This is a genomic window from Agrobacterium sp. lyk4-40-TYG-31, assembly GCF_030209855.1.
Classification (GTDB): Bacteria; Pseudomonadota; Alphaproteobacteria; order Rhizobiales; family Rhizobiaceae; genus Agrobacterium; species Agrobacterium vaccinii.
In genome coordinates, this window is record NZ_JARVRE010000010.1 from 19,653 (window position 1) to 44,661 (window position 25,009).

23 protein-coding genes are annotated in these 25,009 nt (G+C 56.9%); 12 read left to right on the top strand and 11 right to left on the bottom strand.

Annotated elements, in window-relative coordinates; all coding sequences use genetic code 11:
- The first annotated feature begins 12 nt into the window (after window positions 1-12).
- Together QRN55_RS18875 and QRN55_RS18880 are read left to right on the top strand one after the other, a co-directional pair.
- Window positions 13-1,272 (top strand): NAD(P)/FAD-dependent oxidoreductase, encoded by a 1,260-nt coding sequence (locus tag QRN55_RS18875; RefSeq protein ID WP_284777877.1) that lies wholly within the window; start codon window positions 13-15, stop codon window positions 1,270-1,272.
- Between the two features lie 88 nt (window positions 1,273-1,360).
- The gene (locus tag QRN55_RS18880; protein ID WP_112500613.1) at window positions 1,361-2,263 is read left to right on the top strand and encodes a LysR family transcriptional regulator; all 903 of its coding nucleotides are present in this window, start codon (window positions 1,361-1,363) and stop codon (window positions 2,261-2,263) included.
- 84 nt (window positions 2,264-2,347) lie between these two features.
- Here the strand turns inward: QRN55_RS18880 and QRN55_RS18885 are convergent, their stop codons facing one another.
- The 4 genes from QRN55_RS18885 to QRN55_RS18900 all read right to left on the bottom strand — a co-directional run bounded on the left by QRN55_RS18885 (window position 2,348) and on the right by QRN55_RS18900 (window position 6,154).
- Window positions 2,348-2,749, bottom strand: coding sequence for a MerR family transcriptional regulator (locus QRN55_RS18885; RefSeq protein ID WP_112500666.1), 402 nt, complete (start codon window positions 2,747-2,749; stop codon window positions 2,348-2,350).
- Window positions 2,750-2,820: 71 nt separating this feature from the next.
- On the bottom strand, window positions 2,821-3,468 hold the full coding sequence (locus QRN55_RS18890; protein WP_284777878.1) for a DsbA family protein: 648 nt from the start codon (window positions 3,466-3,468) through the stop codon (window positions 2,821-2,823).
- Window positions 3,465-3,908 (bottom strand): disulfide bond formation protein B, encoded by a 444-nt coding sequence (locus QRN55_RS18895; RefSeq protein WP_284777879.1) that lies wholly within the window; start codon window positions 3,906-3,908, stop codon window positions 3,465-3,467. Before QRN55_RS18895 ends, QRN55_RS18890 begins: the two co-directional genes overlap by 4 nt.
- Before the next feature lie 161 nt (window positions 3,909-4,069).
- The gene (locus QRN55_RS18900) at window positions 4,070-6,154 is read right to left on the bottom strand and encodes an oxidoreductase (RefSeq protein WP_284777880.1); all 2,085 of its coding nucleotides are present in this window, start codon (window positions 6,152-6,154) and stop codon (window positions 4,070-4,072) included.
- Window positions 6,155-6,410: 256 nt separating this feature from the next.
- Between QRN55_RS18900 and argE the strand changes: the two genes are divergently transcribed.
- Window positions 6,411-7,580 (top strand): acetylornithine deacetylase, encoded by a 1,170-nt coding sequence (gene argE / locus QRN55_RS18905; protein WP_284777881.1) that lies wholly within the window; start codon window positions 6,411-6,413, stop codon window positions 7,578-7,580.
- A gap of 15 nt (window positions 7,581-7,595) precedes the next feature.
- Here argE and QRN55_RS18910 read toward each other — a convergent pair whose 3' ends face one another.
- The 5 genes from QRN55_RS18910 to QRN55_RS18930 are packed head-to-tail and all read right to left on the bottom strand — an operon-like array spanning window position 7,596 to window position 12,503.
- Window positions 7,596-8,516 (bottom strand): LysR substrate-binding domain-containing protein, encoded by a 921-nt coding sequence (locus tag QRN55_RS18910; protein WP_112500608.1) that lies wholly within the window; start codon window positions 8,514-8,516, stop codon window positions 7,596-7,598.
- A 39-nt stretch (window positions 8,517-8,555) separates the two neighbouring features.
- Entirely contained in the window at window positions 8,556-10,055 is a 1,500-nt protein-coding gene (locus QRN55_RS18915) for an aldehyde dehydrogenase (RefSeq protein WP_284778091.1), read from the bottom strand.
- Window positions 10,056-10,077: 22 nt separating this feature from the next.
- A complete protein-coding gene (locus QRN55_RS18920; protein ID WP_284777882.1) occupies window positions 10,078-10,752 on the bottom strand; it encodes a DUF1028 domain-containing protein in 675 nt (224 codons plus the stop codon).
- A gap of 11 nt (window positions 10,753-10,763) precedes the next feature.
- Entirely contained in the window at window positions 10,764-11,177 is a 414-nt protein-coding gene (locus QRN55_RS18925) for a RidA family protein (RefSeq protein ID WP_284777883.1), read from the bottom strand.
- A 48-nt stretch (window positions 11,178-11,225) separates the two neighbouring features.
- Window positions 11,226-12,503 carry a flavin-containing monooxygenase gene (locus tag QRN55_RS18930; RefSeq protein WP_284777884.1) on the bottom strand — a complete coding sequence of 426 codons (1,278 nt, stop codon included), beginning with the start codon at window positions 12,501-12,503 and terminating at the stop codon, window positions 11,226-11,228.
- 434 nt (window positions 12,504-12,937) lie between these two features.
- Between QRN55_RS18930 and QRN55_RS18935 the strand changes: the two genes are divergently transcribed.
- The 5 genes from QRN55_RS18935 (at window position 12,938) to QRN55_RS18955 (ending at window position 18,698) form a co-directional block, all read left to right on the top strand.
- Window positions 12,938-14,032 carry an ABC transporter ATP-binding protein gene (locus tag QRN55_RS18935; protein ID WP_284777885.1) on the top strand — a complete coding sequence of 365 codons (1,095 nt, stop codon included), beginning with the start codon at window positions 12,938-12,940 and terminating at the stop codon, window positions 14,030-14,032.
- Complete coding sequence (locus QRN55_RS18940; protein ID WP_284777886.1) at window positions 14,029-14,928, top strand: ABC transporter permease; 900 nt, start codon at window positions 14,029-14,031, stop codon at window positions 14,926-14,928. Before QRN55_RS18935 ends, QRN55_RS18940 begins: the two co-directional genes overlap by 4 nt.
- A complete protein-coding gene (locus tag QRN55_RS18945; RefSeq protein WP_112500603.1) occupies window positions 14,925-15,713 on the top strand; it encodes an ABC transporter permease in 789 nt (262 codons plus the stop codon). Before QRN55_RS18940 ends, QRN55_RS18945 begins: the two co-directional genes overlap by 4 nt.
- Window positions 15,714-15,896: 183 nt before the next feature.
- A complete protein-coding gene (locus QRN55_RS18950) occupies window positions 15,897-16,934 on the top strand; it encodes an extracellular solute-binding protein (protein WP_284777887.1) in 1,038 nt (345 codons plus the stop codon).
- 156 nt (window positions 16,935-17,090) lie between these two features.
- On the top strand, window positions 17,091-18,698 hold the full coding sequence (locus QRN55_RS18955) for a GMC family oxidoreductase (protein ID WP_284777888.1): 1,608 nt from the start codon (window positions 17,091-17,093) through the stop codon (window positions 18,696-18,698).
- A 174-nt stretch (window positions 18,699-18,872) separates the two neighbouring features.
- On the opposite strand, the gene QRN55_RS18960 is transcribed toward QRN55_RS18955, so the two are convergent.
- Entirely contained in the window at window positions 18,873-19,760 is an 888-nt protein-coding gene (locus QRN55_RS18960) for a SphA family protein (protein ID WP_284777889.1), read from the bottom strand.
- A 309-nt stretch (window positions 19,761-20,069) separates the two neighbouring features.
- On the bottom strand, window positions 20,070-21,014 hold the full coding sequence (locus QRN55_RS18965; RefSeq protein WP_284777890.1) for a LysR family transcriptional regulator: 945 nt from the start codon (window positions 21,012-21,014) through the stop codon (window positions 20,070-20,072).
- A gap of 180 nt (window positions 21,015-21,194) precedes the next feature.
- Between QRN55_RS18965 and QRN55_RS18970 the strand changes: the two genes are divergently transcribed.
- The 4 genes from QRN55_RS18970 to QRN55_RS18985 all read left to right on the top strand — a co-directional run bounded on the left by QRN55_RS18970 (window position 21,195) and on the right by QRN55_RS18985 (window position 24,943).
- Window positions 21,195-22,367 carry an alpha/beta hydrolase family protein gene (locus tag QRN55_RS18970; protein ID WP_284777891.1) on the top strand — a complete coding sequence of 391 codons (1,173 nt, stop codon included), beginning with the start codon at window positions 21,195-21,197 and terminating at the stop codon, window positions 22,365-22,367.
- 120 nt (window positions 22,368-22,487) lie between these two features.
- Window positions 22,488-23,435, top strand: a complete 948-nt coding sequence (locus tag QRN55_RS18975; protein WP_284777892.1) for a VOC family protein — start codon at window positions 22,488-22,490, stop codon at window positions 23,433-23,435.
- 3 nt (window positions 23,436-23,438) lie between these two features.
- Window positions 23,439-23,816 carry a Rieske (2Fe-2S) protein gene (locus tag QRN55_RS18980; protein ID WP_284777893.1) on the top strand — a complete coding sequence of 126 codons (378 nt, stop codon included), beginning with the start codon at window positions 23,439-23,441 and terminating at the stop codon, window positions 23,814-23,816.
- Window positions 23,813-24,943, top strand: a complete 1,131-nt coding sequence (locus QRN55_RS18985; RefSeq protein WP_284777894.1) for an FAD-dependent oxidoreductase — start codon at window positions 23,813-23,815, stop codon at window positions 24,941-24,943. The genes QRN55_RS18980 and QRN55_RS18985 overlap by 4 nt, the downstream gene beginning before the upstream one ends.
- Window positions 24,944-25,009 lie beyond the last annotated feature (66 nt).

Genomic DNA, 25,009 nt, shown 5'->3' on the forward strand with positions numbered 1-25,009 from the left:
ACGGAACCGCAGATGACTGACGGCGACATATCGACCGGCGACAACATCCTGATCGTCGGTGCGGGGATCATCGGTCTATCCCTGGGGCTGCGGCTGCAACTGGCCGGTCGACAAGTAACGATTGTCGACCGTGATGCACCCGCCAGCGGCACGTCATACGGCAATGCAGGCTATCTGGCGGAAGGAAACATCTTCCCGCCAGCCTCGCCGGACATGCTGAAGAAACTGCCCGCCCTGATGTTCGATAGACAGGGTCCGCTTGTCGTCAAGCCGCACTATCTTCCGACCCTGATTGGCTGGGGCCTCAAGGTGCTGGCGTCGTCTCGCTCGTCCCGTCAGGCCGAAATTATCAGTGCTTTGTCGGCTCTCAATCGCCGCGCCATCAACAGTTATGCGCCCCTGCTGAAAGCCGCAGAGGCCGAACATCTTTTCAGCGACCGTGGAAGTCTCGTGCTGTGCCGGACGGCCCACATGCTGGCACAAAAACGCGCCTCGATGTCTGCCCTTCGTGCCCATGGAATATCGGTCGAAGAATTGAGCCGCGAAGACATCCTCGCACTTGAGCCGGGTGTGGCGCCCGACATAGCCGGGGGATTGTTTTACCCAAACAATGTTCATTGCCTCAATCCCGGTGCGCTCGGACAAAAATTCGCAGATGCGATCCGGCGTAACGGCGGCGATATACGCCGCGCGCGCGTTGAGCATATCGAGCCGACCAGCGATGGATGGCAGGTCAAGACGCAGACCGGTACGCTCTCTTCTGGCCAACTGGTGGTCTGCGCGGGCTGGTGGTCTTCGGACTTGCTGAAGCCGTTGGGCTACAAGGCACCGCTTGCGTCTGAACGCGGCTATCACTTGATGCTGCCGCATCCGCTAGTCACGCTCAGTCGTCCGGTCGTCATGGCAGAGCATTATTTTGCGGCAACCCCGATGGAAGAGGGATTGCGGCTGGCAGGCACAGCCGAATTCGCCAATCCTGACGCACCGATGGACAACCGTCGCTCCGACATTCTGCACGCCCTTGCGCGCCCCTATCTTCCCGGATTGCAAAACAAGGATGCTGCGCGCTGGATGGGTGTCAGGCCATCATTTCCCGATGCACTTCCCGCCATCGGCGTAGCACATCGCCACAAGGGTCTGTTCTACAGCTTCGGCCACCAGCATGTCGGGCTGACCCAGGGCGCCATTTCGGCAGAGCTGTTGGCATCGACCATCAACACCGGCACTCCTCCTGCCGAATTGACCGCAATGGCTTTATCACGTTTCGATTGATGACGACGTGAGACGGGCGACCTGTTCTCTCCGGCATCATTCGGCTATCGTGTTCCTGTAATTTCCGGGCAAATGTTGGGCGCGCATATTGATAACCTTCAAGCAGCTAGAGGCGATCTATTGGATTGCGGACCTAGGCAGTTTCGCCGCAGCAGCTGCGAAACTGAACACGACGCAATCCGCAGTTTCCAAGCGGGTGCAGGAGCTCGAGCAGCATTTCAACGTCGAGCTTTTCGACAGGTCGAAACGGACCGCACGCCTGACGGAAAAAGGCGCGGAAATCCTCATCCATGCAAAAAGCCTGTTGGAGGAGCGCGATCACTTCATCGAGCGCGTCAGCTCAAGCCAGGTCCTGATCCGCCATTTCCGCCTCGGCGTGACGGAACTGACCGCAATGACATGGCTTCCACGACTGGTTGGCATGATCAGATCGGAATATCCAAGGGTCAGCATCGAACCGGACGTCGAACTGAGTGCGACATTGTTCGACAGGCTGATGAACGACACCGTCGACCTCATCATCATACCGGATGTCTTCAACGATTCACGTTGCATAACCGTGCCGCTCAAGGCCGTCGAAAACGCATGGATGGCAGTGCCTGATCTCTACGAATCCGACGAGCCACTGTCACTCGCCGATCTCTCGCGTTTCACCATGCTGGTGCAGGGCAACCGCTCTGGCACAGGTCTGGTCTATGGTCGCTGGCTGTCCACCCACGGCGTCTCGCCATCAAAGACAGTCAATTGCGAAAGCCTCGTTGCGCAGATCGGCTTTACCGTTTCAGGTCTTGGCGTCAGCTATCTGCCGGTGCCGGTGACTGCGCAGCTCATCAGGGAGGGCCGCCTGAAGCGCATCCCCATGACAACACGGCTGCCGCATGTCCGTTATGCCGTGCTGTTCAGGGCGGATCGGAGTTCGGATTTCAAGAACACGGTGGCTCGCTTTGCCGAAGAATGCTGCAATTTCGAGACATTCTTTCTGCCCGGGTAAATAACTGGAGATGCTGCGAGGAGTTCCTAAGCGGGATGCGCGCGCCGAGCGATAGCGCGCCACTTGCTAGCACTCAGTCATATCTCAAGGCGAAAGAGTCTCAATGATCCGGCAGTCGGCAACGGTGCCGCATTTGCAGGTGTCGATGATCCGGTCGAGTTCCGCCTTCATAGCTTGAAGATCCTTGATCTTGCGTTCGACGTCTTCGCGGTGGAATTTTGCGATGTCGTCCACCGCCGCGCAAGACTGGGAACGATCGTCAGCCAACGCAAGCAGCGCCTTCACCTGATCCAGCGAGAATCCAAGGTCTCGTGCACGGCGGATGAAACTCAAACGGTTGAGATGCGCCGGATCGTAGGATCGGTAGTTGCCCTCCGTGCGAGAAGGCAAAGGCAGGATACCACTCTTTTCATAGAAACGAATGGTTTCCACGTTGGTGCCGGTCGCGCTTGCGAGACGGCCAATGGTCAAGATTTTCGTTTCCATGGTCAAACCCTATAGTCACTACGGTGTCTGTTCTGTCCTACCGTTCGCACTCGGGTTTGTCGAGATAGGCTTCAGCTCCCTGGACCGATCTCGCTCTTAACGAGATCGATCAAACCTCTCTCACTAAAGTCCATGAGCGGTTTTCCGTTTACGAAAAAGGTCGGTGTCTGCGAGACCTTGTTAGCCTGTACATCGGCCACATCAATTTTAAGAATCTGATCCACTTCAGGCTTCATGCTGTCGAGACGCGCATCTTTGAGCTCCAGTCCGGCGTCTCCAGCGATAACCCAGGCATGTTTCATATCTGGCTGTCCATGAATCGCCCATTCCGGCTGCTTTTCCATCAGCGCGGTCAACACGGCTTCGAACTTGCCCTGTTTGCGGGCAGCCTCCAATATCCGCACGGCTTCTTCTGATCCTTCATGAAATGGCGTGTAGCGCAGAACTACCCGGACATCGTCAGGATAAGTCGCCAGCACATTCTTGACGAGTGGATAAAAGGCACGGCACGCCTCGCACGACGGGTCAAAGAACTCGACGATCGTGACCTTGGCGTCGATCTTGCCGATTACGGGCGAATGCGGACGCACCAGTGTCGTGTCTACGGCAGTAGTCACGGCTGCCGTCTGCTTTTGCTGCATGGTGTAATAGGAAGCGCCAGCGCCGAAGGCGACGACGGCGGCAAGCGCTGTGAGAGTGACGAGTAAGCGTCGATTCATCGGACGGTTATCCTTCGGGCAATGAGAAGATTGACGGAGATGGCAACGAACGCCAAGAGCGACAGGATAGGAAGGGGAACGAAGCCGAGTATCGTCATCTTTGCATCGGAACAGGAAGGTCCCGACTTGTCGCAGGGCACGAGGGCTTCCGTGACGAACCCGTAAAACAGGAGCACATGATATCCGGCGACGAGCACACCAACCCCGCTCAGAGGCAGGGCGTAACGCCAAATGTCTCGGTCGGTTCGGGACGCGGCAACGGCAAGGACAAATGCCAACGGAAACATGAATACCCGTTGGTACCAGCAAAGAACACAAGGCGTCTGCCCCATGACTTCCCCGATAAACAGCGCTCCCAACGATGCCGCCAGTGCCACCACCCAGGCGAAGAACAGCGGCGCCCATGCTGCGTCATTCGATGAAATCGTTGTCCCTGTCATTCCATTGCTCTCGTTCGACCGGACGATGAACGCCCGCAGATTCGCAGAGAATGGACCCTGTAGCTACTACAGGGTCAAGGGCATACGTGACGATTGAGCCAGCATCATCGTTTCATGGCATTCAATTGCTGCTGCCTCGTCTTGGGGCGCGTCGCCTTTCATCACATAGCGGAAAGCTCGGTCACTTCGCGGCGGAATGGCAGCGCATCGCCGATATCCGGCATGTCGAGTTCACGGGCATAACGGTGACCAGCATAGGTCGCCCAGGCAATCGGCGCGGGTGCCGCGGCATCGCCGATGATCTTTACGCTCTTGACGCCAGCATCTGCCCAGTCATCCTGGCGTGCCAAAAGGTCGTGATAGAGTTGATCATCTGATGTGCGCGAGGCGACCATAACGACAGCGTCGCAACCGATCATCGTGCTGCGACGGTCCGTGTAAGAGCAGTTGGTCTCGATTTCGCTGGCGTGAATGGCGGTGACGCCGCGATTGAGACGGATATCCACGCCGAGATCGTCCAGGCGAAGATGGATCGCACCCTGCTCCAGCGTGTTGCGGGTCCAGTCGGAGACATAGGCAGAAGGCGTCACGAGGATAACCTTGGCGCCAGCCTGCGCCATAACCTCGGCCATGACGCCACCCATATAATAGTGGTCGTCGTCATAGACCACGACCGTCTTGCCGTTCAGGTCTTTCGGATGCTTGCCAGTCATAATGTCGTCCGGTGTCCAGAGTGGCATTGCCGGATCGATTGGCATCGGCACGACATGTTGGCGCGCCACGCCATCCCTGCGCCAATGTGAACCGGTGGCAATCGCGACATTCTCGAAGCCGAAGGCCAGAACGTCATCGGCGGAAAGACGGCTATCAAAATAGGTTTCGACGTTGGAGCGTTGGCTGATCTGGTACTGTCGATAATCGACAACGCGTCCCCAGGCCGAAAGGCCGGGCAGCAAACGCTCACGCGACACCCGCCCGCCAAGCGTCGTGCCTGCCTCGGCGAGTGTCACGTCATAACCGCGCAGCGATAGCGCCCGCGTGGCTTCGAGCCCCGCCGGTCCTGCACCGACGACCAACACTGTCTGGCTTTCGCCCTTCGCGTTCATGCGCTCCGGGTGCCAGCCTTTGCGCCATTCTTCCATGAAGGTCGGGTTCTGCGTGCAGCGGGAAATCGACATGGTCATGTCGCCGGTGACACAGATGTTGCAGCCAATGCATTCACGGATATCTTCGATCCGGCCTTCCTCGATCTTCTTCGGCAGGAACGGGTCGGCAATCGATGGCCGTGCACAGCCGATGAAATCCAGTGTGCCGGACTTGATCATCCTTACCATCACATCGGGCGATGTGAAGCGGCCAACGCCGACAACCGGTCGGGTTGACAGTTCGCGGATGCCCTTGACCAGCAGTTCCTGAGCGCCCTCCTCCTTAAAGCGCGAAGGGCCGGAACAGTCTTCCCACGTGCCTTGCGCCAGATCCCAGAGGTCCGGCAGGTCAGCGTTCATTTCCACAAATTCGCGCACCTCGGCATTGGAGAAGCCAAGATTACCGATTGTTTCGTCAAGGCTGACGCGCATCGTAATCGCCGTGATATCGCCGACGGCATCGCGGATATCGGACACGACCTCGCGCGCAAAACGCGAGCGGTTCTCGAGGCTGCCGCCATATTCGTCCGTGCGCTGGTTCGTGGCGCGCGACAGGAAGTGCTGGAAGATACCGAACCCGTGCGCGCCGTAGAGACAAATCAGGTCGAAGCCTGCGATTTGCGAGCGCTTTGCCGCGTTGACGAACCAGCGGCGCAGGTTCGTAATGTCGGTTTTATCGAGTGCGCGAGCCTGCACCGGATCGTTGGTAAAGGTACGGATGGGCAAGGCGGACGGCGCGAGCGGCACTTCCTTGGTATAAAAATTCGGACCGTTGATGCCGGAATAGGCGAGCTGGATACCGGCAAGCGCGCCGTGCACCTTCATGGCATCGGACATGCGGCGAAGCCCGGGAATATCCTGATCCTCCCAAAGCCGAAGCTCGATGAAGGGCGTGATCTCCGAGGTGTGGTGCATCTCCGTCTGTTCCGTGAAGATAACGCCCCAGCCGCCTTCCGACTTGATGCCACGCATGGCAGCCGCAGCCGAAGGATCGCGATAGCCGCCGCCGTTGCAATGAGGAACCTGATAGAACCTGTTCTTGGCGAGGTGCGGGCCTATCTTCATCGGTTCGAACAGAATGTCGTAGCGTGGATCGCGCAATTCTTTACCCCTTTGGCACTGGCCCCCGTCACTGCGATGCGTGATAGACATGCGGGTGTGAGATGGCCCATTGGTGTATGACACTGTGGAGACGGAGCCCCCGAGAGAAAACAACAGATTTCTTTCTCACGACTTAGGACAGACCTAATTGCAGGCGGCAGTTAGTTTTCGCTGAAGCGGGAATGAAGGAAAATCGACTGAACCGCGCACTGGACGCGTGCTAGGTACAACACCAACGGAAACCAGAGGTCCGAACGTGGATAGTGTCGAAATTCTCAAACGGTTGATCGCATTTCCGACCGTCAGTCATGCGTCCAATCTCGCCCTGATAGAGTTTGTCATGGAAATCCTGCGGGACAAGGGTGTTGTCTGCGAGCTTATCCACGACAAGGACAAGCAAAAGGCAAATCTCTTTGCCACGATCGGTCCTGCAGACAGGCCGGGCGTGATGTTGTCCGGGCATACGGACGTCGTGCCGGTCGATGGCCAGAACTGGACCGTCCCTGCTTTTGCCTTGACTGAACAAGCAGGCCGCCTCTATGGCCGTGGAACAGCGGACATGAAGGGGTTCATCGCCTGCGCCCTCTCTGCCGCGTTGCGGGCGACCGATATGGATTTGCACACGCCGCTCCACCTCGCCCTTTCCTATGACGAGGAAATCGGCTGCGTGGGAGTGCGCAGCTTGATCGACACGTTGGAGAAGGCACCCGTTCGACCGCTTCTCTGCATCGTCGGCGAGCCGACGGGAATGGATGTCGCAACCGGCCACAAGGGCAAGACCGCAGCTCGCTGCACCTGCACAGGTCGCGAAGGCCATTCCGCCCTAGCACCGCTTGCGGTGAACGCCATCCATATGGGGGCTGATTTCGTCGGCGAATTGCGGGCGGAACAGGATCGGCTTGCTCAGCACGGCGCCCAAGACGAAGACTACGATATTCCCTACACGACAGTGCACGTCGGCAAGATGAATGCTGGCGTCGCGCTCAACATCGTGCCCAATCTCTGCACGCTCGAATTCGAGATTCGCAACGTCGCCGCCGACGATCCCGCGACGATCATGGATCGCCTGCGCGTCGCTGCTGGAACCATCGAGAAGAATGCGCGCAAGATAGCACCGGAAGCCGCTGTCGCAATCGATGTCACCAATACCTATCCGGGGCTGGATGTTCCGCGCACATCGAACGCCGTCACCTTCGTCAAATCGCTAACGGGCGCTTATAACACCATCAAAGTCGCCTTCGGAACCGAAGGCGGCCTCTTCAACCAGCGGCTTGCCATCCCGACCGTAATTTGCGGCCCAGGATTCATGGCACAGGGGCACAAGCCCGACGAGTTCGTGTCCGTCGAGCAACTGAACCAGTGCGATCAAATGCTTGACGCATTGCTTGATCGACTGAGCGATGGTTCGGCTCTGCCTGCATTTTGACAAGGCAAAGCCCCGTTACTTTCGGATAACGCCCTGTTCGCCGACGAAGTTTCGGCAGTGTTTGATGAAAGCCTCGACCGCCTGCGTTCGATGTTCCGCATTGGGCAACGCGACGCCCATGATCAAGGGGCGCAACTCGCCACCCAGCGGTATGAAGACGAGAGGCTTTCCATCGGGGGAAAGCGTATTGAGCGGTCGCATATTGGCAATGCCGTAACCGAAGCCGTTCGCCACCATCGATCGCATCATTGCAATGTCGCTGGTTCGCTCCGCAATGTTCGGGCGGATTCCCTTGTCACGGAACGCCGAGAGGAAATACTCGCGGCTGAACGGGAGGTCGAGAAGAATCATGGGATCGTTGGCAAGCTCTTCCGGCATCACGATATCACGCCCGCTCAAACGGTGCCCCTCCGGCAACATGACATAGGGAGGCAACGGCATCAGAGGTTCGAACGCGATGTCCTGGGAAACTTCCAGGTCGTATGTCAACGCAACGTCGATCTCGCCGCGCAAAAGCATTTCCAAGAGCTGGCTCTGATTGCGTTCAAACTGCCGTATCCGCACATCAGGATGCTGCTTTTCGAAACTGCGCCGCAAGGCCGGAAGTACCAACTGGGCGAAGGTCAGCAGACAACCGATAGAAAGAGGCCCGCGCACCTTGTCGGAAATGTCTCCTGCCACATCATGCAAAGCATCCGCATCGCTCAGCAGGCGGCGTGCTTCCTTGAGAAACACTCTTCCACCGGGTGTCAGCGACAACCCATGCGAATGCTTGCGGACAAAGAGTTCAATGCCAAATTCCGCCTCCAACTGAGCGATGGAAGCGGAAATTGATGGCGGCGACACATTCACCTGCTCCGACGCTTTTGCAATGCTACCTGCCTCGCCAACGGCGACGAAATATTCAAGCTGGCGCAGCGTAAAGCGTAGGGGCATGGCGGAATTGTGCTTCCTCTTAGGCTACAGGCACAAGGCCTAAGCAGTTTGATATTTGATCCAAATTGTTTTCAAGGTTGTATACTTGTCAAATGAATGAAGAGATAAATCTCTGCCGAAACCTGACTGCTTGATACCGCCGAATGGCGTCATGGGGCTGAGCGCATCGACCGTATTGACGGAGACGGTTCCAGCTTTCAGCCGCGCTGAAACGCGGTGGGCACGAGACAAGTCGTTGGTCCAAAGCGACGCCGCAAGACCATAGGGACTGTCATTGGCCATGCGAACCGCTTCCTCCTCGTCATCGAACGCGATCACGGCAAGAACCGGCCCAAATACCTCTTCGCGAGCAATCACATCATCATGACGGACGTCGTCGAAGATGGTCGGCGTCACGAAACTACCCCGTCCGTTGACCGTAACCTGTTCACCGCCCGCGACAAGCCTTGCCGTTTTCTTGGCCCCCTCGATGAAGCGCATAACATTCTTAGTATGGTGGGCGTCGACCATAGCACCCATTTTCGACGCAGGGTCGAGGGGATCGCCGGGCTGCATCGCCGCTGCCCGCGCGGCAAGCTTTTCGACCAGTTCGTCCTTGATCCGGCGATGAACAAGAAGACGTGAATTGGCCGAGCAAACCTCGCCCTGATTGAAGAAAATTCCGAACGCCGCCATGTCCGCAGCCGCATCGAGATCGGCGCAATCGTCGAAGATCAAGTTTGGGCTTTTTCCGCCGGTCTCCAGCCAAACCTGTTTCATGTTCGATTGACCGGCATATTGCATGAACAGCTTACCGATAGCAGTAGACCCCGTGAATACGAGGCTGTCGACGTCCGGGTGGCGACCCAACGCCTGGCCTGCCGTCTCACCAAGTCCGGGTACGACGTTCAGGACCCCGGCGGGAACTCCTGCTTCAATGGCAAGCTCTGCCAGCCGAAGAGCGGAAAGGGGCGACTGCTCGGCAGGCTTGAGAACGACGGAATTGCCCGCAGCCAAGGCGGGGGCGCATTTCCACGTCGCCATATCCAAAGGAAAATTCCATGGAACGACCGCGCCGATGACGCCCAGCGGCTCACGCCGGACCAGCACCAGATTGCCAGATTCTGCCGGAGCGATTTCATCGTAAATCTTGTCGATCGCTTCGGCGTACCACTGGAAGATGGCGGCCGATCCAGGGACATCGATCGTTATGGCGTCGTTGACCAGCTTCCCCATATCGAGCGATTCAAGAAGAGCAAGCTCCTCCTGATTTTCCCGCAACAAGCCTGCAAGACGCAGCAGCACATCCTTGCGATAAGCAGGGCTTTTGCCCGACCAGACACCGGCCTCGAAAGAACGACGCGCAGCCGCAACCGCAACATCGATATCTTCCTGTCCGCAGGAAGCGACTTCCGCCAATACGTCGCCCGTCGCCGGATTGACGCTGTTGAACACCCGACCCGACTTCGCCGCCACGAACTTGCCGTCAATAAACGCCTTGTCCCGAAACCGTATCTCAGCTGCCCGTTTAATCCAGTCCTGGTGACTCAGCACAGTAATTCCTCCTCTAGTGAATAGTCCGTTATTCGTCGCCCGGGACGCCGTAACTCGGGGCTTCCGACGGATCGACGGCACGCTGGACATAGGCGTCCAACTGCGGCTTGTAGATTTCCCAGAGTTGCGCAAGCTCTTCCACCGGGCAATTCTGGGTCCAGTCGCAGCGTAAGTCCGCGACTGGCCATGCCACCTCTCGGACGAGCTTCATTCCTGCGGAATGTACAGGCCCGGCCTCGCCGCCTGCGGCGATCGCTGCGCGCATCGCCGCAATCAATCGATCACCCAGATGCCCCCTAGAGGCCAGAAACGCATCCACCATCGCCTGCGGAATGCCGGAATTCGCCAACAGATTTCCGCCGCATGCGACATTATCGCCGGTCGCATGGCCGAAAATGCCAAGCGCATTCGGCCCGGAATGAACCGCAGTCGCGCCGTTGCCGTCAACGATTAACACCTGCCGATAGTCCAGATGAGCATTGTTGGCTTTCAGGAAAGCCAATGTTTGCGCTGCGGAATCACCTTGTTGCAGACGATCGAGACCTTGAGTTCCCAGCGTGGGATCCGTGATGTTTTGACTGGCCACTGACCCGGCACCGGCCTGCGCGTAAGCACACCGCGCCGCGACTGCGGGCGACGACGAGGAAACGGCCACGCCGAACATGCCTGTCTCTTCACAGCGGGCAACGATCGAAAATGTCATTGCGACTCTCCTCAGTCAGGAATGACGGCAGTGCCGTCAATTTCGACAAGCCACTCCGGTCGAGCGAGAGCCTGAACGACGAGGCCCGTCGATACGGGGTAGACGCCCTTTATGTATTCACCCATGGTCCGATACACCGCCTCGCGGTGGCGAACGTCGGTAATGTAGACCACGACCTTCACCAGATGCTCCATGGTGCCACCGCATTCTTCGATGAGCTGGCGGATGTTCTGCATCACCTTGTGGGTCTGTTCGACGGGATCGTGGCTGTCGATATTCTTGGCGGTATCGAGCTCCTGTGGGCACTGGCCGCGCAGGAAAATCGTCGTCCCGCGGGCCACGACCGCCTGGCAGAGGTCATTGTCAAGGTTCTGCTCTGGATAGGTATCCTTGGTATTGAAAGTACGATGTCTGTGATGTTCCACCGGTATATCCTATTGTCTGAATTGAGGGACGGGTTGCGGTTCTTCCGGCTAGGCGTTTTCCGTCTCGCCTTTCGCAGACGCGTGGTACGACAGATACTTATGCTGAGTTGCAATGCGGTCAGCCAAATGCTTGGCATCGTGCCAGACGCCCCAGATGAAGCTCGACCCACGACGGGACTGCCATGGCAGTCCTAGAAAATAGATGCCGGGCTCGACCGACACGCCGCGCTGATGCTTAGGCCTGCCTTTTTCGTCGAAGGCATCAATCTTCAACCAGCTGTAATCGACGGCATAGCCGGTTGCCCAGATGATCGAGGTTATTCCGGCCTCCGCCAGGTCAAGCTTAAGGATAGGATTGGCGACACATTCGGGATCAGGACCGATAATATGGGCCGCAGGCTCTTCGGGAAGATCAAGGCCATTGCGTTGCACATAGGCGTCCGCCTCATCCAGAAGCGACAGGTAGTTGGCGTCACCGCGGGCAATGTTGTTGGCAAGGTCCTTTGCAAAGGTCAGCGTGCCATTCTCATAGGATTGCGTCATGCCCATCAGCGTTATGCCCTGCGCCGCCAGACGCCGGAAATCGACTGTCTCGCCGCCACGCGCGCCGCTCACGGCGATTGTAACATGCTCGGTTCCGGGGCCCGGTGTTTCGGCGTCCCATTTTCCGAGAACACCCAGCCACCAGCAGAAGTCACGTCCGCGATATGCCCGGGGCGGGCGATCGTGCGGTCCGACCGAGAGGTAGACACGCTTTCCCGCGCGCTGGAGTTCGTCTGCGATCTGCACCCCAGATGACCCCGCGCCAACCACCAGAACGGCTCCTTCCGGCAACTGTTCAGGATTGCGGTAGCTATTGGAGTGGATTTGCAGGATACCGGAATCGTCAGGAACGACACGAGGAATGATCGGCCGTTGAAACGGTCCGGTTGCGGCAACGACGTTTCTGGCCTCGATCACTCCCTGAGACGTTTCGACGCGAAAGCCGGGTCGTCCATCGGCATTGCGTCGCACTTCCTTTACCTCCACCCCACACCGGATAGGAGCGGCGAACTTCTCCGCATAAGCGACAAAATAGTCCGCGACCTTGTCTTTCCCGATAAAGGCATCAGGATCGGCGTCGGAAAACTCCAGGCCCGGGAAGCGGTCATGCCAGGCTGGACCGTTGGCCACCAGAGAATCCCATCGCTCAGAGCGCCAACGTTCTGCGATACGATGCCGCTCCAGGACAAGGTGAGGCACGCCACTCTTGCTCAGATGCTCGCTCAGCGCCACCCCAGCTTGGCCAGCACCGACAACAAGCGTGTCCACATTTTCAACTGGCATTTCTTCCTCCTCTTGCTGTCCGAATATTCTGCGGATGCGCCGAAATCTGAATGATGTTTTAGCGATGGGACTTGAAAGCGAACATTACGATTTCCCGTGTCAGTGGTTAGCCTGACCCTAAATGCACGGGAGATCATCACCGATGCGTAGGCCAGCGAAGTGATCCACATTTGAAAAAAGCGGTGCGAGCACAGCTGCGCAGCACGGCGACACCACATAAACTCTGAAGCAACGCGTAGGCATTTCCGAATTTCCTCCTGCCGACACGGAGCCTAGATTGTTCGCAAAACCTGATGCCTATCGCTGGCCAACTTCCAGCGCGTGCAGAAGCAAAAGACGGTGGCCAACACCGCAACGGAACAGCCGGAAATGAGCGTCTTGAAAGAAAGCTCTTGCCGATCAGTGCTCAATGAAGTTGCCAGGGGGCTCCCGTAATGAATGATAGCAATGGCCATCCACCGCATCGAAAGGCCGTCGAAATTGAGGGCGTGTCCAAGGTTTACGGCATCTATGAAGCCCTGAAGCCGGTTTCCTTCGACATCTACGACAACGAATTTTTCACGCTGCTGGGTCCAAGTGGATGCGGCAAGACCACATTGCTCCGCATGATCGCCGGGTTCGAGCAGCCGACAACGGGAAAAATCTCGCTGCATGGAGCCAATATTCAAGGCCTGCCGCCCCATAAGCGGCGGGTCAATACCGTGTTTCAAAGCTACGCGCTGTTTCCCCACATGACGCTTGAGCAGAATGTCGGCTTCGGGCTCGAAAATCTCGGTTGGTCGAAGGACCGGCGCGACGCTCGTGTCGCCGACATGCTTCGCCTCGTGCACATGGAGCGTTTTGCAAATCGCAAACCGCAGCAACTGTCCGGCGGTCAGCGCCAACGCATCGCATTGGCCCGCGCGCTTGCGCCAGAACCGCAAGTGCTGCTCCTAGACGAGCCTCTGTCTGCACTCGATCTCAAGCTTCGCCAGGCTATGCGCAACGAATTGCGGAGTCTGCAACGGGAAACCGGCATTACCTTCGTTTTCGTGACGCACGATCAGGAAGAAGCCCTCGACATGTCGGACCGGATCTGCGTCCTCGGCAATGGCGAAATACAACAACTCGGAACGCCCGCCGACATTTATGAAGAACCGTCCAATCGCTTCGTCGCGGATTTCATTGGAGAAACGAACTTTCTGCCTGCGGACGTCATTGCAGTGGACGGTGAGTTTGCAACTGTATCGGTTCCGTTCGGCCTCACGCTCAAAGCCCCCCATAAAAATGCAATCACAGGCGGGAAAGCGACCCTATCGATCCGGCCCGAAAAGATCAGCCTGCCGGAACAGGGCAACCCTATCGTCTTTGAAGGCACGATCGTCGGCGCCAACTATCTGGGTGGTTACACCCATTATGTCGTGAAAACGGGCGGCGTTGATTTGCGGGTTTCCAAGAGAAACAGCACGAGCCGGAGCGATATGCTCAAAATAGGTGAGCCGGTAAAACTTGGCTTCTCCGCTGAAGCCGCACGGGTCCTCGGCTCATGATGCGGCGTTTTTCAAAACCAGGCTGGAACGTTCTCGGCCTGATGCCAGCCTATGCGATCATGCTTCTGACACTGATCATACCGATCGGCATCGTCGTGGTCGTTTCGTTTTCGACACGTGGCCCCTACGGCGGCTTCGACTACGTCTTCAGCCTCGCATCCTATAAACAACTCCTGTTCAACGATGGCTGGACCGGCGAGATTGAGTTCAATCCGCAATATCTCATCATCGTGGGCAGAACCCTGCTCCTCTCGTCGCTGACAACAATCCTCTGTCTGATCCTCAGTTTTCCGGTTGCCTATTTCATTGCCTTGCAAAGGCCATCCATCAAAGTCGCCCTGGTTTATCTGGTGACACTCCCATTCTGGGTTTCCATGATTGTTCGTGTCTACTCCTGGATCATCATCCTGGGGAATGACGGTGTCCTTGAGAAAACATTGCGTTCGCTACATCTGATCGACGACATGGGCAGTCTCTTGTCTGGAAACACTGCGATGCTGATCGGTCTGGTCTACAGCTACATTCCGTTGATGATCCTCCCCGTCTTCGCCTCCATCGAAAAGCTCGACCATAATCTGCTGGAAGCGTCGCATGATCTCTACGGCAGCCGCTGGACAACACTGAGGCGAATTATCCTACCGCTCTCCGCGCCCGGTATGATTGCGGGATCTATCCTGGTCTTCGTTCCGACTTTGGGTGCGGTTCTGGAGCCCACGCTGTTAGGTGGAGGCAAGCAAATGATGATGGGCAATCTGATCCAGATGCAGTTCGGTGGCGCTCGAAACTGGCCACTCGGAGCGGCCATCGCGATGGTGCTCATGGTCGCTGTGATGATCTTTCTCATTTTGCAGGGTCTGCGCTCTATGCGGATCGAAGCGCTGGAGCAATCCCGATGACAAGCAAAACCGACGTCAGACGCTATCCAGGCCTTGGCCTTTTCAGCATCGCTTTCTTCGCCTATCTCTATTTGCCGATCGCGGTGGTGGTCTTTTACTCCTTCAATGCAAACCGGATTGTGTCCAACTGGGGCGGTTTTTCCCTGCATTGGTACGGGGAGGCCCTTTCGAACCCCAATCTCGTCAGCGCAGTGAAAATCTCTCTGATCGTCGCCATCGTCGCAACGATAGCCTCCACTCTGATTGCGCTGGCAGCGGCCATGGTTCTGGTCCGAGGCAAAACCGTTCGCTACCGCCGCACGTCTGAGACGATCGTCAATCTGCCTCTTCTTCTGCCGGAAATCGTCGTCGCGGTCGCTGTTCTGCTTCTCTTTTCCGAGGTTGGGCTGGTCAATGGCATGGCCAAGTTGATGATCGCTCACACGACCTTCTGCATCCCCTTTGCCTTCCTGCCAATTCGAGCGCGGCTGCAGGGAATGGATCTCGATCTGGAGGAAGCGGCGCGCGATCTCTATGCTACAGAATGGGTTGCGTTTCGTCGTGTCACGCTTCCTTTGATCCTGCCCGGCGTCTTTGCGGGCGGCATGCTGGCTTTTGTCATTTCGATGGACGATTTCATCACCAGCAATCTGTTGAATTCCGGCGGCGGCACGACTTTGCCTGTCTATATCTTTTCCTTGATCAAACAGGGCGTTTCGCCACAACTGAATGCAATATCGACGCTGATAATGGCCGCTTCGGTCCTTCTCGCGACGCTCGCATTCCTCCTGCAACGCAAGAGTTAGAGCCCGCAGAGACTAAATTTCATCCAAGGATTTTCCGAACTCTGGCGTCGGACAATACGCATTTAATCCGTTCCGGCCTGAGCTATCTTGAAACCGCACAATATCATGGATTCCAGAGGGTTGAACTGAAGCGGCGGGAGAGAGCGCTTTTGCCTGTGGTCTTTATAAAAAAAGGAGAACAGCATGCTCATCAGATCCCTAAATATACGCTGCCTCATGGCCGGTGTTGCATTTTTTACCCTGAACAGCGTTGCCCACGCAGAGGGCCAGCTTGCGATCTATGCATGGGCGGATTCCATCGACCCAGCTCTGATCGAGAAATTTGAGGCGGAAATCGGAATCGACGTGACTGTGGATGCATTTTCGTCGAACGAAGATGTTCTCACCAAATTGCAGGCCGGTTCTTCCGGCTATGACATCGTCACGCCTTCGCATCATTTCGTGAAAATCATGGTGGACGCCGGGCTGCTTGAGGATATTCAGGCAAGCAGCATGGCCGCTTACCAACAGGTCCTTCCCGAGTGGCAGAAGCAATGGTGGGACCCCACAGGTTCCTATTCCATCCCCCTCGCCTATGGCAATGCGGGCTTTACGGTCAACCGTGACATTTATAAAGGTCCAGTGGATAGCTGGAAGGTCTATTTCGAACCGCCAGCAGAGCTGCAAGGCAAAATCGGCAGCCTCGCGCAGCCTGATGAAGTGATCGGAGCAGCACAAAATTATCTCGGCATAGAGTATTGCAGCGAAGACCCTGCACAGATGAAACGCGTTCTCGATCTGTTGAACAAGCAGAAGCCGTATGTCGCCTCTTACTCCAGCGACAATATAGAAAATCGTATTGGTAGCGGCGAAGTTGGAGCGCACTTCTGGTGGGACGGAAATACGTTGCGCTTACGCCGCAATGACAAGGCCAATGTCGAATATGCCATGCCAAAGGAAGGGCTGGTTGGCTGGGTAGATTCATACGTCGTACCCAAGGGCGCTCAGAATGTCGAAAATGCCAAGAAGTTCATCGACTTCATGGCCAAACTCGAAAATGCCACCGCCGAGTACAACTACTACGCCCATTCTTCCCCGCTGAAAATCGATGAGAAGACGGCCATCTACAACAAGGAAAACGCGCCAGAGCTATTTCCGACTGTCTCTGCAAAACTGTCCAAAGCTTGCTCACCTGCCGCGCAGGAACTGATCACGAAAGTCTGGACGCAACTCCTCCAGTGACGACAAACGACAGGACCGCATTCCGCCAAGCGGAGTGCGGTTCCGCAAATGGTGGTGACGCCCCTGACAACGTAGAAACGCGTTGCGCAAGTGCGCGCGCATCGGGAGCATCCACCTCGTTGAATGATCAAGCGTAGAACAAGCTAGGGGCTGCTCATGTCGAATACACATTTCGATTTTATTGTGATCGGCGCCGGGTCGGCAGGGTGCGTGGTTGCCAATCGCCTGAGTGCTGATCCCTCGGTCCGGGTTTGTCTGGTGGAGGGCGGCGGCAGTGATCGGAGCCCGAGAGTGAGTGTTCCCGCTGGCATTCTGTCCTTATATGGCAATGCCAGGTTCGACTACTGCTACAAGGGCGTGCCACAACCAAACCTCAACAACCGCGTCATTCCCGTCAACCGTGGCAAAATGCTTGGCGGCTCATCTGGCATGAACTCGATGCTCTATATCCGAGGTGCCGCTGCAGATTATGACGAATGGGCAAAACGCGGCTGCGATGGATGGTCCTTCAGGGACGTCCTGCCGGTGTTCAAGAAACTGGAACACAATCTTCTTGATCAGAATCCCGACTATCACGGGACGGATGGCGAGCTTCTGGTGGATCGCCCCCGCGATCCGAACATAGCATCGCATATGTTCCTTCGGGCAGGACAAGAGGCTGGCCTTCCGCTGAACACCGATTTCAACGCGGAAAGTCAGCTTGGCGTTGGTATATACGATGTGACACAGGATCGGGGCAAACGGTTCAGCAGCTACAGCGCCTTTATTCGCCCGGTGCTCGCACGAAAAAACCTGACAATTCTCAGCCAGTGTGAAGTCTCGAAACTTGTTTTTGAAAACAAGCGCGCCGCGGGTGTCAACGTATGGCACGAAGACGGCTTCAAGACGCTGACCGCTTCCCGTGAGATAATTCTGTGCGCAGGCGCTGTCGGTTCACCACGCATACTGCTGGCATCCGGCGTCGGTCCGGCGAAAGAGTTGACGGCCCTGGGTATTCGGCCGGTTGTCGATGTACCTGGCGTGGGCAAGAACTTGCAGGACCATATCGACGGCATGATCACCGTCCGCTCGGATAGCGTCAAAACGCTCGGCCTGTCTTTCGCCAACCTACCGTCCATCCTCGCGGCTCCCTATCGCTATCTTGCAAAACGCAAGGGCATGCTGACGACGAATTACGTCGAGGCCGGAGGCTTTGCTAAAACAAAATATGCAGGTGCCGAGCCAGACATTCAGTTTCACTTTGTGCCGGGTTATCGCAGCCATCGCGGTCGCTTGGTCGAGTATGGCCACGGGTATGCCATTCACACGTGCGTCCTGCGGCCCAAGAGCATCGGCGAAATTGGACTGGTTGATGACGGAACGCACAAGAATGTCGCGATCGATCACAAATTCTTCGAAGACGAGGGTGATGCCAAAACGCTGGTGGAAGGCATCAAGATCGCCCGGCGTATTCTTGCGTCACCGGTCTTCGGAGAACTAAACGGCAAGGAAATTCTTCCCGGAAAAGACGTGCGCACCGATGAGGAAATCCTTGCCTATCTGCGCCAGGAAGCACTGACGGTCTACCATCCCGTCGGAACCTGCAAAATGGGCAACGATCCCATGGCAGTCGTGGATGCAACCGAGCTGAAGGTTCGCGGCCTTGAAGGACTTCGCGTCGCAGACGCCTCGATCATGCCGCAACTGATCGGCGGCAACACCAATGCACCTTCAATGATGATCGGCCAACGCGCCGCTGATATGATCCTGCATGCGGCGCAGTAATACTTGCGGCACTACGGTCAAAACTCGTTAAATTAAAGCGCTGCGATCCATGTGTTTGAAAAGAAGATGTGAGGCCACGCGCTGTTCTCCGTATGATCCGCCTCTAAGCATGGCATCCGGCGTGCCACAGGATGCCTGCCCCGGGACATGACCGGAGCACGGCAGATTTCGAGATCAGAACTTCGTGGCGAAGTTGACCCACATCGTGTTGCCCTGGGCGCGATTTTCCGCAATCAGATCATGCTGCCAGGACGCGCTGAGCTGCATGCCGGGATTGAAGGAATATGTCAGGGATGGGCCGATGGCGAAGCTGTTGCCGCGGTGCCCGTCAGCGGCCACGCCTGGACCGGTATCGTCGGACAATTGCTGGAGATAGTAGCCAACCGCCGCCACGCGCCACTTTTCGATGTTCCAGCCGACCGCGTAATCGATGACCAGTTCCGTGCCCGATCTGTAGTCGGTATCGGTGTTCTTCGTGTTGAAGATTAGGCGGGCTAAGGCGGCGGCTTCGAGGCCCTGCGGGTCGGTATAGTGGTAACCAGCCGAGGGCTGGATGGACCAGTGGTTCAGGCCGACATTGGCGAGTTCGGAGACATGGTATCCGCCCGTCGGCATTGCGATATCGACGCCTGCGGCGAATGTACTGTACTTGTCGACATGCCATGCGAGGCCCACAGTCGCCGAAATATCGGCCAGGCTGGTCGCCTTGTCTTCCACAAATGGCAAGGACATATCCAGATGCACGACGGGAACGACCAACTGGCTCCACAGCGTTGCGCCGCCCAGTTCGAGATCGCTGACATACAGGAAGCGGAACGTTTCCGCTAACGCCTTGACCTCGAAATCGATGGGTATCTTGTTACCGTTGGAATCATTCAAGCGGTCCGAATTGAAGTAACTCGTTTGTGTGACGAAATAAAAACCCGAATATGGCGGAATACCTGCAGCAAAAAACTGCGACGAACCCGGTGAATACTGCGTGTTACCGTTCTCTGCGGCCTGCACAGAACACAGGGCCGTAACCGATAGTGCTGCGGTAAATCCGATTGTCTTGAAATTCATTATCCATCCTCCTCATGAACAACGACGATGATGGCAGCCGGAAGCATATCACCCGGTTGCTAACCGGCGCAGACCATCGTTCCCGCAGTAAGCGAGCCCGTTAAAACAGAATTGTCTGCAGTTCACGCTCCCTGGCGTCCCCTCGCCACCCACGGGTCAAGATCCCAATTGGAACCGGACACCGTCCAATAGCCGGACTAGAATAGCACTTGGCGAATGTAAAATGATCATTGTGAATACAGGCATTCGCGCCGGAAATACTCGACATTAGTAAAATATATGAAGCAAGCGAAGTCCTAGCTGAAATGGTTACGCGGTTGCGGGAGAGGCCTGTTCGATCACTTCGCCTAGAGCGAGCGATCGAACAGCTTCGCGAACCTGCTCCCTGATCCAAGCCAGGGCCGGATCGCGTTTACGGGAATCGTGCCACTGCAACGATTGCTCCATTTTCGGCAGCGCGAACGGCAGTTCAACGATACGGATGCCACCTGATTTTTCCAGCACTTTCGCCAGGCTGCGCTGAATAACGGCGATCCTTGAGGTTCCCTTGACCAAGAATGGCAAGGACGAGAACGAATAGGTCATGACATCAATCCTGACCTTGACGCCGATGCGTTCGAAGGCGCGCTGGGTGAAGCTGTCTCCCCCGTTGGGAGGGCACATCATCACATGTCTGGCGGAGAGGAAATCTGCTTCGGAAATCTGCCCGTCCGGGAAAGGTGCATCTGAATCGACTACGCAGCAAAACTTTTCCTCATAGAGCGGTTCCATCGGGTGGCTGGTGGAGCAGAATGTGGTGGGCGCAATCAGCAGATCGGCCTCGCCGCGTTCCAGCAAAAGATGTGGGTAGATCTGCTGCGGCTTGAACTCGATGCGAATGCCCGGTGCACGGCTGGTCAGCCGCTGAAGAAAAGCCGGCATGATCGCAAGCATTGTATAGTCCGATAAGACGAAACTGAAGTTCCGGGTCGAATCCTCCGGCTCGAACGATGGTGCCGAGACAACGGCAGCCTCGATCCGCACGATGATATCGCGCAGCGGCTGCTCAAGCGACATGGCCAGAGGCGACAGTTCCATCGACCGGCCAACCTGGGTCAGAAGGGCATCATCGAAGTAATCCCGCAGGCGTCCGAGAGCATTGCTCATGGCCGACTGCGTTATGAACATCTCCTCAGCCGCCCGGCTGACGCTGCGAACCCTTATCAGCGTGTCCAGCGCCACAAGAAGGTTCAGGTCGAGATTTTTAAAGCGCATGACGGTCTCCTCCGCGGTATTGATTGCATGAATACAAACATTCATCAAAGCAATTTTGTAAACAGCTTGTTGTTCGTTAGGTCTGGATGCGGGAGGAGATGTCATCGCATTGCCGCAGGCGCATGCGGTGCCGGTTCTCCATGAAGAGTTTCGCCGCAGAGGCGATGATGAGGAGACCCGATGTTCAAATACTTTCCCACCAATTACGTCTGGAATCTCTCGGTAAACCTGTCGATAGAGATGGGTGCCCGGATGGGAGAGATAGAGGAAATGTGCGCGCCATTGCAGGATGCTGCAAAGGCACCGGACGCAGCGGGCACGCAGGCGTTTCGCGACACCTGGATCAGGATGGCCGAAAAGCTGGTGTCACTTGCTGAAGACGACGAGGCCCTTAGACGAACATTTTCGGCGGGTGACAAGCTGCTCCGCGCTGCCAACTACATGCTGACCGCAGAGCGCCTTCTGGCCCATGGCTCGGAAGGTCGCGTGGCGCTTTACCAGCGTTTTCTGGCTGTCTTCGAAAAGGGCCTCAAACTGTCCGGCTCTTCCTGCCGCCGTGTCGAAATCCCGTACGAGGGCAGTCATCTCTCGGCCTTGTACGTGCCAGCACAAGGGGTTGAAGGCCCTGCCCCTCTGCTGGTCCAGGTCAATGGACTCGATAGCACGAAGGAAATGAAATTTCTCGTGGGCATGCCTGCTTGGCTTGCCAGACGCGGCGTTGCATCGCTCGTCGTCGATCAGCCGGGTACGGGTGAGGCCCTGCGCCTTGAGGGACTGACAGCCCGCTTCGACAGCGAACACTGGGCAAGCCGCGTCGTTGACTGGCTCGAAACAAAGGATAACGTCGATGCCAGCCGGATCGGGATGGAAGGCGTATCGCTCGGCGGGTACTATTGTCCACGCGCCGTGGCTTTCGAGCCGCGTTTTGCCTGTGGCGTCATCTGGGGCGCCAACCACGACTGGCGCGATGTTCAGAAAAAACGCCTTGCACGCGAAGGCAATTTTCCGGTCCCGCATTACTGGAGCCATGTCATGTGGGTCTGGGGCGCGAGCGATATGGATGATTTCATGAAGATTGCCGAAAACGTGCATCTCGATGGCATACTTGATCGTATTCGCGTGCCCTTTCTCGTCACGCATGGCGAAAAAGATAGTCAGATCCCCCTCAAATGGGCGCATGCCACCTACGACCAGCTCGTCAACAGCCCCAAGCGGGAACTGAAAATCTTCGACGAGCGCACTGGAGGCGTACAGCATTCAAGCTTCGACAACTCCGCCAATGCGGGCGCCTATATTGTCGATTGGGTCGCCGAAGCTCTGGGTGGGCATAATGGCGTGAGGACTGCCGAGTGACGATCACGCTTATGATGTTCGGCCGCTGAAGGCCTGAACACAGCCCTTTCACCATGACCATCGCCCAAGAATACGTTCTTCATGCCGGCTGAGCCGACCAATTCAAGGAAGGATTTATCCATGAACATTATCGGCCCTGATTATCTGGTCTTCGGCGTCGATGACGTCGCTGCATCCAGTGAATATCTCACAGCTTTCGGTCTAAAACCGGTTGATGTGACAGATGCTGGCGGCCTTTTCGAAGCGCTTGATGGCACGGGTATTATCATTCGCCATAAGGCAGATCCTGCCCTGCCGCCACCGTTGCCGACAGCCAACATGCTGCGCCAGCAGGTTTATGGTGTCCGCGCCGCTGAAGATCTGGATGCTATCGAAGCCGAACTTTCCACAGACCGTCGTGTGACACGGCTTGCCGACGGCTCTATCGAGGTCAAGGATGCCCACGGCTTCGAACTCAAGTTCCAGATCACAGTCCGCCGCACACTCGATATGCCAGCCGAACGCATCAACGCGCCGGGCGCCCCTGCCCAGCGCAAGCCGAACGAGATCGGTGTCTGGGAGGATATGCCTGCCCTGCCGCGCTCGCTCAGCCACACGGTTTTGTTCGTTCCGGATATCGCCATCGCCGCCAGCTTCTATTGCGACCGCCTTGGCTTTGTCATCACCGACACCCTCACCGGGGCAGGTCCTTTCTTGCGACCAAAGGCAAATGACGACCATCACACGCTCTTCTTCATCCGTACGCCGGAATACATGAAGGGTTGCGAGCATCTCGCCTTCCATATGGGAGGACCGACCGAACTGATGGTGGCCGGCACACGCTTCGTGAAGAAGGGTTACCAAAGTTTCTGGGGCCCGGGCCGTCACAAATTCGGTTCCAACTGGTTCTGGTACTTCAACAGTCCGCTGGGCTGTCACTTCGAATACGATGCCGACATGGACAAGCACGACGACACATGGGTGGCTCGCGAAGCACCGATGAATGCGGAAAATTCCCAGATTGTGCTGTTCGAAATGCGTGAGAAATGGGCGCCGACCGGTGGCCCGCCTCCTGGCGTAAAGCCCTGAAACATGGGCGATCTTGTCGGGGAGTTCCGGTATCTTTGTCATTCCAGGGATATTGAAGAAGGCCAGGCGAAAGGCTTCGGACCTTTTGAAGGAGGTCGCCGCAAGGTCATCGTAGTGCGGCGCAATGGCATGTTCTACGGCTGGCTCGATGCCTGTCCGCACTACTCGACCGGTACGCCGATGGCGTGGCGGACCGATGCTTATATGAACTGCGAGAAAACCCATCTGACGTGCCATTCCCATGGCGCGATGTTCGAAATCGAAACGGGAGAATGTGTTCTGGGGCCATGCCTGGGACAGGCGCTGACAGCTGTCGAAATTACTATGAACGACGATGGGGAGATTTTCGTCGTCAAGCCTTGGGAGGGCGAACGAACATGAATTCACGTATCAAAAAGGTGCTTGTGATCGGCGGTGGCTTTGCAGGCATGACGGCAGCACTGCAATTTTCGCGGCAAGGCCTTGAGGTCGATCTTGTCGAGATCGATGCAGGTTGGCGCTCCTACGGTGCTGGCATCAGTTTGCACGGATCGACGCTGCGGGTGATGCGACAGCTTGGCCTGCTCGAGCGCTTTCTCGAAGACGGCTTTGTTAGCGATGGCGTGCAACTGCGCGGGGCGGATGACGCCGTGCTTTTCACGTTGCCGACTCCACGGGTGGCGGGTGCCGATATTCCGGGGGGCGGAGGCATCATGCGCACGGCGCTTGCCAGAATCCTGTCGGATGCGGTGCGCGCATCCACGACCAATATTCGGCTTGGCGTGACGTTCACGGACATCGAACAGGACGAGAGCGGGGTGCAGGTCACATTCAGTGACGGAACGTCTGATCATTTCGATCTCGTCGTCGGTGCAGATGGTCTTTACTCTACCGTCCGTTCGCGGCTGTTTCCGCATGCTCCGAAACCGCGTTTCATCGGCCAGTCGGTCTGGCGTGCCGTTTTGCCGAGACCGGAGGACATTGAAACCATCACGATGTGGATGGGCCCGAAACTCAAGGTGGGCCTGAACGGCGTCAACAGAACGGATGCCTATCTCTTCCTGACCGAAGATCGCGCCACCAACGATTATGTGCCGCCAGAGGCGCTGGTCGAGAACCTGCGGAGCCTGCTGGAGCGCTTCGCCTCGCCAATCATTCGCAAGATTGCTTCGGAACTCTCGCTCGAAAATAATATCATCTACCGCCCCCTTGAGCAGATGCTGATGCCGCGCCCGTGGTTTGCGGGGCGCGTGGTGCTGATTGGCGATGCCGTGCATGCAACAACGCCCCATCTGGCGGCAGGTGCCTGCATCGGCATCGAGGACGCCATCGTGCTGGCCGAAAAACTTGAACAGCATGTCGATGCTGGCGAAGCCCTCGCCGCCTTCGAAGCGCGACGCTGGGAGCGGTGTCGGATGGTCGTCGAGAATTCAGGCCAGTTGGCCGATATCGAAATCCACGGTGGCAGTCGTGATGACCATGCCTCCATCATGCGGGCATCCATGAAGGCCCTGGCAGACGCCATTTGAAACAGGTGGCTCGGTGACGCGATTGGGGAGATCGCGTCCTGTTTCCACGACCTGAAACGCCGGAGG